Annotated in this window: 11 protein-coding genes and 1 tRNA gene; 2 read left to right on the forward strand and 10 right to left on the reverse strand. The window is 59.2% G+C overall.

Annotation, left to right across the window (positions count from 1 at the left end; all coding sequences use genetic code 11):
* Positions 1-68: 68 nt before the first annotated feature.
* Complete coding sequence (locus ACTG2O_RS17995; RefSeq protein ID WP_005350714.1) at positions 69-860, reverse strand: substrate-binding periplasmic protein; 792 nt, start codon at positions 858-860, stop codon at positions 69-71.
* Positions 861-1,028: 168 nt separating this feature from the next.
* Between ACTG2O_RS17995 and ACTG2O_RS18000 the strand changes: the two genes are divergently transcribed.
* Positions 1,029-1,868, forward strand: coding sequence for a sterol desaturase family protein (locus ACTG2O_RS18000; RefSeq protein WP_019445264.1), 840 nt, complete (start codon positions 1,029-1,031; stop codon positions 1,866-1,868).
* 97 nt (positions 1,869-1,965) lie between these two features.
* Here ACTG2O_RS18000 and ACTG2O_RS18005 read toward each other — a convergent pair whose 3' ends face one another.
* From ACTG2O_RS18005 to tadA, 9 genes are all read right to left on the reverse strand, one after another.
* Entirely contained in the window at positions 1,966-3,381 is a 1,416-nt protein-coding gene (locus ACTG2O_RS18005) for a basic amino acid/polyamine antiporter (protein WP_213386967.1), read from the reverse strand.
* Between the two features lie 9 nt (positions 3,382-3,390).
* Positions 3,391-4,293: a homocysteine S-methyltransferase family protein gene (locus ACTG2O_RS18010; RefSeq protein ID WP_439976420.1), complete on the reverse strand. Its 903-nt coding sequence runs from the start codon at positions 4,291-4,293 to the stop codon at positions 3,391-3,393.
* Positions 4,294-4,590: 297 nt separating this feature from the next.
* Positions 4,591-5,133 carry a hypothetical protein gene (locus ACTG2O_RS18015; RefSeq protein WP_319889274.1) on the reverse strand — a complete coding sequence of 181 codons (543 nt, stop codon included), beginning with the start codon at positions 5,131-5,133 and terminating at the stop codon, positions 4,591-4,593.
* A 19-nt stretch (positions 5,134-5,152) separates the two neighbouring features.
* Positions 5,153-6,472 (reverse strand): hemolysin family protein, encoded by a 1,320-nt coding sequence (locus ACTG2O_RS18020; RefSeq protein WP_005334094.1) that lies wholly within the window; start codon positions 6,470-6,472, stop codon positions 5,153-5,155.
* A 190-nt stretch (positions 6,473-6,662) separates the two neighbouring features.
* The gene (gene phoU, locus ACTG2O_RS18025; RefSeq protein ID WP_005334097.1) at positions 6,663-7,373 is read right to left on the reverse strand and encodes a phosphate signaling complex protein PhoU; all 711 of its coding nucleotides are present in this window, start codon (positions 7,371-7,373) and stop codon (positions 6,663-6,665) included.
* A gap of 85 nt (positions 7,374-7,458) precedes the next feature.
* Positions 7,459-8,277, reverse strand: a complete 819-nt coding sequence (gene pstB / locus ACTG2O_RS18030) for a phosphate ABC transporter ATP-binding protein PstB (RefSeq protein ID WP_005334102.1) — start codon at positions 8,275-8,277, stop codon at positions 7,459-7,461.
* Between the two features lie 133 nt (positions 8,278-8,410).
* On the reverse strand, positions 8,411-10,060 hold the full coding sequence (gene pstA, locus ACTG2O_RS18035; RefSeq protein WP_019446688.1) for a phosphate ABC transporter permease PstA: 1,650 nt from the start codon (positions 10,058-10,060) through the stop codon (positions 8,411-8,413).
* Between the two features lie 32 nt (positions 10,061-10,092).
* A complete protein-coding gene (locus ACTG2O_RS18040; protein ID WP_019446689.1) occupies positions 10,093-12,330 on the reverse strand; it encodes an ABC transporter permease subunit in 2,238 nt (745 codons plus the stop codon).
* A gap of 204 nt (positions 12,331-12,534) precedes the next feature.
* A complete protein-coding gene (gene tadA, locus ACTG2O_RS18045; RefSeq protein ID WP_230848148.1) occupies positions 12,535-13,017 on the reverse strand; it encodes a tRNA adenosine(34) deaminase TadA in 483 nt (160 codons plus the stop codon).
* 311 nt (positions 13,018-13,328) lie between these two features.
* On the opposite strand from tadA, the gene ACTG2O_RS18050 reads away from it, so the two are divergent.
* A tRNA-Pro gene (locus ACTG2O_RS18050) sits at positions 13,329-13,405 on the forward strand.
* Positions 13,406-13,616 lie beyond the last annotated feature (211 nt).

Here is a 13,616-nt window from a genome sequence, read left to right on the forward strand (position 1 = left end):
GTCCCTCTGCTTGTGTGTCACGCTGAGCAGGCTTAACCCAGCTGAACCCGAGTGCCCATCTCATCGGCTCAGCGCGGGGACTTTCCCAGATAGCGCTCCACGATCACTTTCACCCCGTCACGTTTTTTGAGCTGATAGAGCTCCTTGTCAAACTGGTCGATAAAGGCCTGTTTGTAGGGGTACTCCCCCTTGCGGCTGTAGCCGAGAAACCCCTGCTCCTTGCTGAGCACCGGCCCCTGTTTGAGCAGGGACATATCGGCCACCGCCAGCTGATCGGCCTTTATCATGTTGAGCAACTCATAGAGCAGGGAGAGGCGATCATTGATGGTGCAATCGACCCGGCCGCGGACAATCTTGAGCAGGTTCTCCCGATTGCTTTTCACCTCCTCCACGTCGATCTGCTTCTCTTTTACCGCCTGCCAAAAGGCATCGCCGCCGACGGCAAAACCGGCGTTCATACCAAAGCGTAAACCATGATAGTCGAGCGGAAACCTGGCCTGCGGGGTATTGGCCGCCACACTGGCGCCGCACATCACCACCAGCTCTTCATCCAGCATCGGCTGGGAGTAGGGCCACATATAAGGGCGAGTATCGGGCATATAGTAGGGTGGAAAAATAGCAAAGGCGGCCCCCTGCTCCACCATGCTCAGACCGCGGCGCCATGGCATCGGTTTGAGCACCACCTCATAGTCAGGCATGGCAGAGGTCACCTCGCGGATGATGTCAGCATAGATCCCCCTGACCTCCTCCCCCTCCTGCCAGGAGTAGGGGGGATAGGCGGCATCCGCCAGGATCTCGACCCGGGTCTTGGCGTGCGCCATCATGCACAACCCCAGCAACAAGCAACACCAGACGCGCATAAGCCAGCACCTCCTGAAAAAGCCTGCATCAAGCATAGCCATCTGCCGCGCCTTCCTCTGCTGGCGCGCCATATTTCATGCCATCTCTTCGTTGGCAGAAAAATGTTAATGAAATATTAAAGCCATCCTTTATGCTGGAGAGCAATTGCTCTGAATGGATGGCCGCATATGGATGTGCAACTGCTTTTGCTCTACCTCTCCCCGGTTTTTCTGGCCTTTGTCGGCTGGGAGATGCTCTACCTGCGCAAACATGGCGCGGCCTTTCCCACCGCCACCTACCAGTGGCGGGATCTGTTCGCCAACGCCGCGCTGGCCCTGATGCACCAGGGGGGCGATGCGCTGGCGGCCATCGCCATTGCTTATCTGTATGACACCCTCTGGGGCTGGCGACTGTTCGATATCGAGCTGAATCTCTGGAGTGTGCTACTGCTGTTCCTGTTGCAGGATCTCTGTTACTGGCTGTTCCACTTCACCAGTCACCATGTTCGCTGGCTGTGGGCCTCCCATGTGGTGCACCACAGCTCGGAGCGGCTCAACCTCTCCACCGCTTTTCGCCAGAGCCTGATGTATCCCATCTCCGGCATGTGGCTGTTCTGGATCCCGATGATTGTCATCGGCTTCCCGCCCGAGGCAGTGGTCGCCACCGTGCTATTGAGTCTGGGCTTCCAGTTTTTCGTCCACACCCAGGTGGTGGGCAAGCTCGGCTGGCTTGAGTGGATCTTCAACACCCCCTCCCACCACAGGGTGCACCACGCCAGCAATGCCAAGTACATAGACCGCAACTTCGCCGGGGTGCTGATCATCTGGGATCGGCTGTTTGGCACCTTTGTCGAGGAGGACCCGGCCGAGCCGTGTCGCTTTGGCATCACCAAGCCGATCCACAGCTTCAACCCCCTCACCCTCACCTTCCATGAGTGGCGCGACATGCTGCGTGACGCCCGTGGCCTGCCCTGGCGACAAAAACTCGCGGTGCTGTTTGGCAAACCGGCCGGGCCTGCCAGCCGCTAGGCCTTCGCCCCGAACAGCAACTCCCGGATAGCAAGTCCCTGATAACAAGAGAGCGCCACTGTGGCGCTCTCTTTTATGGTCAGTCACATCTTCGATATCAGAGATGGGCAAACGACCAGACGGCGGGGATCAGGCTCAGCAAGGTCACTCCGGCCAACAGCCGCTCGCGACCACTCAGGCAAAGATCTGCGCCCAGCTGACGGCGGCTGTAGAGAAACAGCAGCAGACCCGGCCCGTAAAGCAACAACGACAGCAGCAGATACTCCACCCCTGCAGCATAGAGCAGCCAGAAACCGTAACAACTCGATACCAGCGCTACCGCCCGCATCAGGCCTCGGCCCTGCCCGCCCTCACCCTTCTTGCTGAACGAGAGCTTGAGCAAGAACAGGCCGATCAGCAGGTAGGGCACCAAAATCATCGAGGTAGAGATAAGCAGCAGGCTGGTGTAGCCCTTGCCGAGCAGCCACACCAGCAGCAGGCAAGTCTGCACCGTCAAGCTGGTGAGCCAGAGCGATGCGATAGGCGTCCCGTTGCGGTTCTGGCGCCGAAAAATGGCGGGAAACGCGCCGTGGCGGGCCGCGCTGAACGGCACCTCGGCCGAGAAGAGGGTCCAGCTCACGTAGGAGGCAAGCACCGAGACGATAAGGCCGACGCTGATGAGCAGCTTGCCCCATGAGCCGGTCATCTGGGCCATCAGCCCTGCCATGGAGGGGTTGGGCAGCGCTGCGAGCTCGGGCCGACTCAATATTCCGAGCGCCAGCACCGAGATAAGCACATAGAGCAGCAGCGCCAATAGCACCCCTAGCACGGTGGCCGTGCCCACATCCCGCCGGTTTCTGGCGCGGGCCGACAACACCGCGGCCCCCTCGATACCGGTGAAGACCCAGAGGGTGATCAGCATGGTGTTGCGCACCTGCTCGGAAACCGGCACCGCCAGGCTACTGCCCTGCTGATCCGCCGCGAAGGTGACCGGATCGAACCAGTAGCAGGCAAACAGAATAAACAGCAGCAGCGGCAGGCTCTTGGCCAGGGTCGCCACCAGATTGAATAGCGCCGCCTGCTGCACACCGCGGGCCACCAGCAGGTGCACCGCCCAGAGGATGCAGGACTCGCCGACAAACGCCGCCAGGGTATTGCCGTCACCAAACCAGATCTGCTCCGGCGTATCGACAAAGCTGCCCAAGGCCGCAAAGGCGATCACCAGATAGCCCACCACGCCTATGGTGGCACAGAGCCAGTATCCCCAGGCGGAGAAAAAGCCCACCAGATCGCCAAAACCGGCGCGGGCGTAGCTGTAGATACCGCCGTCGAGATCCGGTCTGAGTCGCGACAGATAGAGAAAACTCATGGCGAGCGCCAGTATGCCCACACCCGTCACGCCCCAGCCGATCAGCACGGCGCGGGCGCCTGCCACCTCGGCCATGTTCTGGGGCAGGCTGAAAATCCCCGCCCCCACCATGGAGCTGAACACCAGCGCGGTGAGTGACCAGAGCCCAATCTTGCTCTCTTTCATGGATGCTCCTTAGCGCAACCGGCTGCTCAGCGCCTGAATATGCTCGGGACCGATACCGCAGCAACCGCCGATAAGGTTTGCCCCGGCCGCGCGCCAGCGCTCGGCCCAGCCAAGGTAATCCAGCGGCCCCAGATCGGCGCGGATCTCGTCCAGCCCGTCATTGGCGGTGGCCTCTTTGGGCTGCGGCGGGAAAGCGTTGGCATAGGCACCGAGGCGGATGTCGATGCGACCCAGCGCCTGCAATCGGGCGCGAGCAACCTCGAGGGCCCCCTCGATCACTTCGGGCTGACAGCAGTTGAACAGGATGGCATCGACCCCGGCCGCCACTAACGTGGTCACCGCATCGGCCACCCGCTCGCCGGAACGCAGTCGCGGCTCGTTGCCAGGCGCCTCATCTTCCAGCGTGAAGGAGACCCAGAACGGCTTGCCGTCATCAGGCAGCAGCGCTTTCAGGGCCAGTGGCTCGGCAATCAGGCTCATGGTCTCGGCCAGCCAGATATCTACATAAGGGGATAGCGCCCGGATAAGCGGCATCGCCAACTCGCTCACCCGGTCCGCCTTGAACAGGTCGGCACGGTAGGAGCCAAACAGCGGTGGCAGAGAACCCGCCACCTGCACGGCGCCATGCTGATCGTCAGCCACCTCGCGGGCCAGTTGACCAGCCAGCGCTGCCAGCCCCTCCCCTTCGGCAAAGAAACGCTCATCGCCGATATGAAACGGCACCAGCGCATAGCTGTTGGTGGTGATGACCCGGGCACCGCTCGCCACATAGGCCTGATGCACGTCACGCACCGTCTCTGGCGCCTCCATCAAGGCCAGCCCCGACCACTCGGGTTGACGAAACGGTGCCCCCCGCCGTGCCAACTCGCGCCCCATACCCCCATCCAGCACCCACAATTCCCTGGTTTCCATCTGTCGTGTCTCTTTGTTATATGCGTTGTTTATTTGCGTATTTATCTGTTTGTTTTGTTGATCTGCGGTTTCGCATCGAATCGCTGCAGATCGTCCCGCTTCATCTTGGGAAGCCCTTTTATTATACAGCCATAAAAACATATAGATGTTTAGATGGCCAAATCAAGATAAAACAAAGTGCCACGGGCGGCAATCAGTATCAGCAGAAATCAGCGTGCAAACGGCGAGGCAAACGCAGAAATGCAAGAGGCCACCGAAGGAAGGTGGCCTCATCACTATCTTGATTCCGCTGGTAACTTAACGCCCGGCCAGCACTCGCTTGATCTGCTTGACCCAGTCGGAGACCCGACCCTGTTGCGGCAAACCGCGCCAGACCTGCTCCCACTGGGCAGGGCTGAGCGGACGACCGAGGCGACGCTGTACGCCGGCATAGAGGTAGTCATGGGCCGTGGTGGCCGCATGCTCGGAGGTGAGGAATTTGGAGACCGGATCGGTCAACCGCACATCCCGCATGCCGAGCAGCGGATAGTCGTTGTGCACCGCCGCCAGCATGGTCTCGCGCATGGCGGACTCGATATAACCACGGGCAAACAGAGCGGTCACCGACTCCAGCGACCCCTGATCCGGGCCGTGATACTGCTCGTCAAAGACCGGGCTCGGCTCGGCCATGCCGCTTTGTACCACCGCATCGGGATCCGCCTGCGGCACGACCACGGCAGGCTTGGGGGCTACCGGCTTGGCTGATACTGTGGCTTTGCGCGGCGCACTCTGACTACAGGCACCCAGTGCCAGGGCGAGCGCGACACAGGCCAGCGCACGGGAATGAGACTGCATCTTCATGACTCTTATGTCGCTCCTTTTACGATTCCTGAGCTGGCTTCTCGGCCACAGCCGGTTCGACCCGGGTAACCAGCAGCTGATCAATCTTGTAACTGTCGATATCGACCACTTCGAACTTGTAACCGGCGTATTTGACCGAGTCAGTGCGCTTGGGGATCTTGCGCAGCATATACATGATAAAGCCGGCGATGGTCTCGTAGTTCTGGTTCTCGGGGAACTCTTCGATATCGAAGGCGCGCATCACGTCGGAGATGGGGGTCACCCCGTCCACCAGCCAGGAGTTCTCGTCGCGCTGGACAATCTGCTCTTCCACCACGTGGGTGGCCCACTCGCCCATGACGGTGCTCATCAGGTCGTTCATGGTGACGATCCCCACCACCAGCGCGTACTCGTTCATCACCACGGCAAAGTCGCCACGATGATTCTTGAAGTACTCCATCGCCTCATAGAGGTTCAAGGTATCGGGGATGATGATGACGTTCTGCACCAGGTTGCCACCGATAAGGTCGATGCTCTGGCCGCCGATAACGCGGATCAGCAGCTCTTTGGCATCAACAAAGCCCTTGATGCTGTCGAGGTTGTGGTCACAGACCAGAAACTTGTTGTGGGGATGTTCGGCGATCTTTGCCTTGATGCTCTCTTCACTCTCTTGCAGGGTGAAATAGATCAGGCTCTCGCGGGCCGTCATGGCAGAGGTGACACCAAGGGACTGCAACTCGAACACGTTCTCGATGAGCTGATGCTCCTCGCGCTGGATAACCCCCGCCTCGGCACCGGCATCCATCACCGCATAGATATCGTCGGAGGTGATCTCGTCGTTGCGCACCGTGGAGACACGCATCAGACGGAACAGGGAGTTGGCCAATCCGTTGAAGACCCACACCAGCGGCATCAACACGGTGACGAAGAAGAGCATCGGGCGCACCACCACCACGGCAATCTGCTCGGGCATGGTCATGGCCAGACGCTTGGGCATCAGGTCGGCGATCAGGATAAACATGCCGGTGACGAACACGAAGGAGGCACCGGAGCTGATCTCGCCAAGCCAGGGCCCTTGGTAGAACTGGGAGACAATCCCCTTGATGGCGGGGTTGAGGGCAGACTCCCCCAGGATACCGCCCAGAATGGCGACGGTATTGAGGCCAATCTGCACCACGGTGAAAAAGTTGCCCGGCTGGGCCTGCAGGGCCAGCACCTTTTCGGCCTGGCGATTACCTTCATCCGCCATCACCTGCAATTTGATTTTGCGAGACGCGGCGAGAGAGATCTCGGAGAGGGAGAAGAACACACTGCCGCCAACCAGCAGCATTAAAAAGAACAAACTATCGGCAAAACTCATGATTAACCTATTGCTACACCCGCCTTAGCACAAGACGGCAAACTGGGCCCGGGAGACCGGACCGTGAGCCCATCCGAGACTCACACAGGGGGAGTATTCTATCAGAAAACAGCCAGTTGGGGGCTTTATCTTACTCCGACCAGTTATGCAACAAAAAAGGCGCTTCACGCGCCTTTTTATTCACTTCCGGTTAGCCCTTGCCCAGCAGGGTGCCCAGATCGTCCGCCTTGGTGTGGCGCACATCCTTGCCTTTCACGTAGTAGACGATGTACTCGCAGATGTGCTGGCAGCGATCGCCGACCCGCTCGATGGCTCGCGCCGCCCACAGGACGTTGAGAACCTGGGGGATAGTGCGGGGATCTTCCATCATGTAGGTCATCAGCTCGCGGATGATGGACTCGTACTCGCGGTCTACCTTGTCATCTTCCTTATAGACAGCCAGCGCCGCATCCAGATCCATGCGGGCGAAGGCGTCGAGCACATCGTGCAGCATCTTGATGGTACGACGGCCCATGTTCTCCAGCGACACCAGCGGCGGCTGCGGCTTGTTGGCGTTGTCGGTCAGCATGCGGGCGATCTTGTCGGCCACGTCGCCAATGCGCTCCAGATCGGTGATGGTCTTGATGATGGCCATCACCAGTCGCAGGTCGGAGGCTGTCGGCTGACGCTTGGCGATGATGCGGGTGCACTCCTCGTCGATCGCCACTTCCATGGCGTTGACCTTGTGGTCGTTGGCCACGATTTTGCGGGCCGCATCGAGATCCTGATCGTGGATCGCCGCAATGGCGTCGGTGAGCTGCTGCTCCACCAGACCGCCCATCACCAGCACCTGGTTGCGCACGCTCTCTAGCTCGGCATTGAACTGACCGGAGATGTGTTTATTGAGGTTCATATTGTCCATACAAATAATCCTTGATTGCTCCGATTATGCCTTAGCCGTTGAACCGACTGCCAATCTGTTTGCTGAGATTCATCCTCTCCTCTCCTTAGCCGTAACGACCGGTAATGTAATCTTCGGTCTTTTTCTTGGCCGGGGTGGTGAAAATGGTGTTGGTATCCGAGTACTCGATAAGCTCGCCCATATACATGAAGGCGGTCTGATCCGACACGCGCGCAGCCTGTTGCATGTTGTGGGTCACGATCACCACGGTGAACTGGCTCTTGAGCTCGTTGATCAGCTCCTCGATGGTGAGGGTGGAGATGGGGTCGAGCGCCGAGGTCGGTTCATCGAGCAGCAACACTTCCGGCTCGATGGCGATGGCACGGGCAATCACCAGACGCTGCTGCTGACCACCGGAGAGACCGAAGGCGTTGTCATGCAGACGATCCTTCACCTCGTCCCACAGGGCCGCACCGCGCAGGGAGCGCTCGGCCGCTTCATCCAGAGTGCGACGATCGTTGATCCCCTGCAGGCGCAGACCATAGACCACGTTCTCGTAGATGGACTTGGGAAACGGGTTCGGGCGCTGGAACACCATGCCCACCTGACGGCGCAGGGCAGAAACATCGACGCTCTTGTCATAGATGTTGTGGCCGTGCAGTTGGATTTCTCCCTCGATACGACAGATCTCCACCAGGTCGTTCATCCGGTTGATGCAGCGCAGCAGGGTCGATTTACCACAGCCTGACGGGCCGATAAAGGCGGTCACCTGCCCTTTGGGGATCTTCATGTTGACGTTGAACAGCGCCTGCTTGCTGCCGTAGTACAGGTTGAGATCCTTCACCTCCAGCGCGGTCTGCTCCGGGGTCAGGTTGAGCAGGTCCAGCGCGGTGTGCTGGGTAGACGTGGTCGTTACGTTGATCATCTGTTACCTCAAAATCTATCTGGAGTGGCCGGACAGCTGCCGGCGCCCCTCACGTATTGGTGCAGAGAGATGGCGGCTCGCGCTCGGCCGCCCCTCTGTTATCTCACTCTTGTATCACTCATGCGGTGCCGGATTAATGCTCCAGCGACCGGAATTTCTCGCGCAAGTGGTTACGAATACCGATAGCGGTCAGGTTCAGACCCACGATCACCGTCACCAGCAGGAAGGAGGTGGCGTAGACCAGCGGGCGGGCCGCCTCGACGTTGGGGCTCTGGAAGCCGACGTCATAGATGTGGAAGCCCAGGTGCATGAACTTGCGCTCCACATGCAGATACGGGAAGTTGCCATCCATCGGCAGGGTCGGTGCCAGTTTCACCACCCCTACCAACATCAGCGGCGCCACTTCACCGGCTGCACGGGCAATCGCCAGAATAAGGCCGGTCATGATGGCCGGGCTCGCCATCGGCAGCACGATGCGCCACAGGGTCTCGGCCTGGGTGGCACCCAGTGCCAGCGAACCCTGACGGATGGTGCTCGGGATCCGCGCCAGCCCCTCTTCGGTGGAGACGATCACCACCGGGAGGGTCAGGATAGCCAGGGTCAGCGCCGACCAGATCACGCCGGGTGAACCAAAGGTCGGGCTCGGCAGCGCTTCCGGGTAGAACAGCTGGTCTAACGAACCGCCGAGTGTGTAGACGAAGAAGCCCAGACCAAACACGCCGTAAACGATGGAGGGCACGCCCGCCAGGTTGATCACCGCAATGCGGATGATCTTAGTCAGACTGTTCTTGCCAGCATATTCGTGCAGGTAGACTGCCGCTACCACCCCCAGCGGGGTCACGATGATCGCCATCAGGAACACCATGAACACAGTGCCGAAGATGGCCGGGAACACCCCGCCCTCGGTGTTAGCTTCACGGGGATCGTCAGAGACGAACTTGCCGATCTGGTGGAACCAGTGACCCACCTTGGCCAGCAGGCTCATGTCGTTGGGCCATACCACGTCCAGTACCTTGGACATCGGCATGGTCACCAGCTCGCCACGCATATCCTTGACGGTAATGGCGTCGCGGTCCGCTTGGCTACGCAGTGAGAAGAGCTCTTTTTCCAGCACCTGATAGCGATCGTTGAGGGCCTGACGCTCGCTGGCCAGTTCGGCTTTGAGCTGATCGGTCAGCTTGTCATCCAGTTCGGCCTTGCGCTCTTTCAGGCGCAGCCGCTCCAGTTGATAGTTGATGCTGCCGATGTCCCCTTTTTGCAGATCGTTGGCCTGTTCGGAGAGGGCATTGGCTCGCGCCAGCACCCGCTGCAGGGCAGGATGCAGATCAGAGGTGAGCTCGCGGCCATCCTCTTTCACCCCGACGATATAGCCATAGAAGTTGCCGTTGGTGGCACGCTCAACCATGGCCAGCTCGGCTGGCTGGCTCTGGGACTTGATGTCCGTCTCCAGCACCCAGCGAAAATCGAGGTCAACGAACTCGCGGTTGCCGGTCTTGACCAGATAGCGGGTCAGCAGCTCGCGCTCTTCCCCTTCCAGTGGCAGACCTGCAGCGCGCAGTCGCTCCACCGGTACCTGCTCACGATCGTTGATCTCGCCGATCAGTACGCTCTTGTTGCCGCTGGCATCTTCCAGCTGCCACTCATAGATGGGGTGCGGCCAGAAGTAGACCAGACCACGCCAGCCGATCAGCAGCAGCAGACCCAGTACCGCCACCAGACTCAGGCTGACGGCACCGCCGGTCATCCAGATCCAGGGGGCCCCTGATTTAAACCACTTACCCATTGTCGATTCCTTGTCCATTACAGAGTCGCCCCTTACATCGAGCTGTATTTTTCACGCAACCGCTGACGGACAAACTCGGCCAGGGTGTTGAACAAAAAGGTGAACACAAACAGGACGAAGGCCGCGAGGAACAGTACCCGATAGTGGGAGCTGCCCACTTCCGATTCCGGCATCTCCACCGCTATGTTGGCGGCGAGGGTGCGCAGCCCCTGGAACATGGAGAAGTCCATGATGGGGGTGTTGCCGGTAGCCATCAGCACGATCATGGTCTCGCCCACGGCGCGCCCAAGGCCCATCATCACCGCAGAGAAGATGCCCGGGCTGGCAGTGAGGATCACCACCCGGCTCAGGGTCTGCCACGGGGTGGCCCCCAGTGCCAGCGAGCCCTGGGTCAGATGCTTGGGCACCGAGAAAACCGCATCTTCAGCAATGGAGAAGATGGTGGGGATGACCGCAAAGCCCATGGCGATACCGACCACCAGCGAGTTGCGCTGGTCAAACTTGATACCCATTTCGTGGGTCAGCCAGATGCGCGAATCGCCGTGCATAAAGGCATTCTCGATGAGCGGGCTCAGGGCGAAGGCACCCCAGCCAATCAGCAGCAGCACCGGGATCAGCAGGATGGCGTGCCACCCCTCCGGCAGCCAGGACTTGCCGCGCTCTGGCAGATAGTTCCAGAGCAATGCAGTCAGCAGCATCCCCATCGGCAGCAATATCAGCAGCAGGATCACCCCGGGCAAGGCACCCTCGATGATCGGCGCCAGCCACAGACCCGCCAGGAAGCCCAAGATAACAGTCGGCAGCGCCGCCATGATCTCGACCGTCGGCTTGACGTATTTGCGCAGCCCCGCCGACATGAAGTAGGCGGTATAGATGGCACCGGCCACGCCGAGCGGTACAGCAAACACCATGGCGTAGAAAGAGGCTTTCAGCGTACCGAAGACCAGCGGCACCAAACTCAGTTTGGCTTCAAAGTCGTTGCTGGCGGAGGTGGATTGCCACACATACTGGGGCTCCGGATAGCCTTCATACCACACCTGTTGCCAGAGGGCAGACCAGGTCACTTCGGGGTGTTCGTTCTCCACCGAGAAGAGCTTGAAGCTGTTCCCTTGCTGCATCAGCAACAGGTTGTGACGGGGGGAGATGGCCAGGGCAGAAAGTTCGCCCCCTTCCACCGTCTCGGTCAGCAGCTTGGTCTCGCCAGTGGCATGGAAGAAACTGATGATGCCATCCTTGTCGGCACTGATGAAGCCTTTGCGAAAGTGCTCGGGAGTCAGCAGATCTACCGCACCATCGCCCTTGAAGTCACGAATTTGGGTGAACTGGCGTTTGCCATCCTTCGCCACTTCGAACCACTGGGAGATGACGCCGTTGTCATTACCCACCAGCAGTGAAGAGGCGCCGGAGAGCAGCTGAACCCGGGTCACATTGGCGTTGGGGGCATTGATCTCCAACACGTTGCGCAGGGAGATTTCGCTCAGGTTATGAATGTCATAGACGGAGAGGCGATTGCCCTCGCGCACGAACAGGATCCGCAGATTGGGGGTCAGCAACATCTGATCCACATGGCGCGGCAGGGAGGGAATCGTGTAGTTTTCACTGCTCCACTCAATCTCCCCGGAGATGAAGTTCTCCTCACCGCTCATCACCGTCATCACACCACGACCATCTTCGGTCACGGCGGCGGTCGCCATCTTGTCCTTGGTGGCTTCGAACACCATCAGTTGCAGCGCCTTCCCTTGCGGGTCGATCACCACTGGCTCTTCGCCGAAGGGATATTGCAGGCTGGGCTCAATCACCCGCACATCGTTGGGATAGGAGACCTTGAATGCTGGCTGGACGACCTGCGCCTTGCCATCGGCAAAGCCGTAGGCGATCAGCCGCTGACCAGGAGCCGGGGTCGCTACCGTGGTGATGTCACCAGCAACCTGGGCCTGACCCAGTGACTGGCCGACCTTGATCTTGTCATCTCCCTGCACCGCAAAGAAGTTGACCTGCCCTTTATCGCTGAAGCGATAGCCGATCTCGTTCTGCTCTTCCACGCCGAGCCAGGCGGTCTTCCCTGCGGCAGGCAGGGTAAACGAGGCGGTCGGCTCCATGGAGGCGCCATTGAAGATGGGTTTCACCACATAGAGCAGATAAAAGAAGATGAGCAGCAGCGCCACCAGTACCAGGGCTCCGCCTGTGGTGACGCCATATTTGGCCAATTTATCCTTGATCCGGCGTTTTCTACTGCCCGCCATGACCAGGTTTAACGATTCCGATGACATGCAAGACCTCAATGTAAGCTAGGCTTCGCGGCATTATATGGCGGTTGCATGACAGTTTTGTTACATCGAGAACGCTTTAACTGAAGTTGTTAACGGAAGAATGGACTGGGATCCCTTCGAAGGCGGGCGAGCGTAATACATTGTTTATAAAGGGATATTTATGCTGGTAATCAGCAAGGGCAGCATGCGCTGCCCCCGAATGATTCAGGAAAGGGCATCGTTTGATTGTTGCAGCGCCAGTTTGGCTGCCTTTTTCTCGGCGCGGCGGCGCTTGAAGAAGGCCGACAACTGAGCCGAGCAGGCATCGGCCAGCACACCGCCGGTCAGCTCGACTCTATGATTGTGGCGAGGATCCTGCAAGATCTCGAACACCGACCCCGCGGCACCGGTCTTGAGATCTCGGGCGCCGTAAACCACCCGCTTGACCCGGCTATGGATCAGCGCACCGGCACACATACAGCAGGGCTCCAGCGTCACATAAAGAGTGGTGTCGAGCAGGCGGTAGTTCGCCAGCTGCTTGCCCGCCGCCCGGATCGCCATCACCTCGGCATGGGCACAGGCATCGTGTTCGCTGATGGAGCGGTTCCACCCCTCGCCCACCACCTGACCATCCAGCACCAGTACGGCACCGACCGGGATCTCGCCAATCCCTTCGGCCCGAGCGGCCAATGCCATGGCATGGCGCATCCACTGTTCGTCCTGCTCGGTCTGACTCGGTTCTCTGGGACCTCTGATGGTTTCACGCCCATCCCCTCTTTATATTGTTCAATTGTGCTGTTTGCATTCCAGCTATCCACATCTGTCAGATGAATCCATAGATAGCAGGCATGATAGCTCGCGGTGACAGGGCGGCGATTATGCCAAATCTGCACGTCAGACCCAAGCCACATCCCGACTGAGCAATAAAGAAGCAATCGGCATCTCTATGATAAAAAAGGAGTTGCACCCGTTTGGCCATGCTATTAGACTTCCTCCCCGTCAGCCGAGTCTGACTCCGTCGGTGTGTAGCGCAGCCAGGTAGCGCATCTGCATGGGGTGTAGAGGGTCGGAGGTTCGAATCCTCTCACACCGACCATTTTCCCCGAGAATAGCCCAGTCAAACGACTGGGCTATTTTTTGCCTCCGATTTATCCTCCTGACGATGTCTACCTATAAAGCACAAAAAACACTCAGAACCACTTGAATCTTTTTGCCGAACTCATTAAGATGCGCAACTTTCCGCCGCCGGTAGACAACACAGGGAGGTGGAAACACGAGTGAAGGGATCACTGTCCGGCTTGCGTGCA

The organism is Aeromonas sp. 61P (genome assembly GCF_051919545.1).
In the GTDB taxonomy this organism is placed as follows: Bacteria; Pseudomonadota; Gammaproteobacteria; order Enterobacterales; family Aeromonadaceae; genus Aeromonas; species Aeromonas veronii.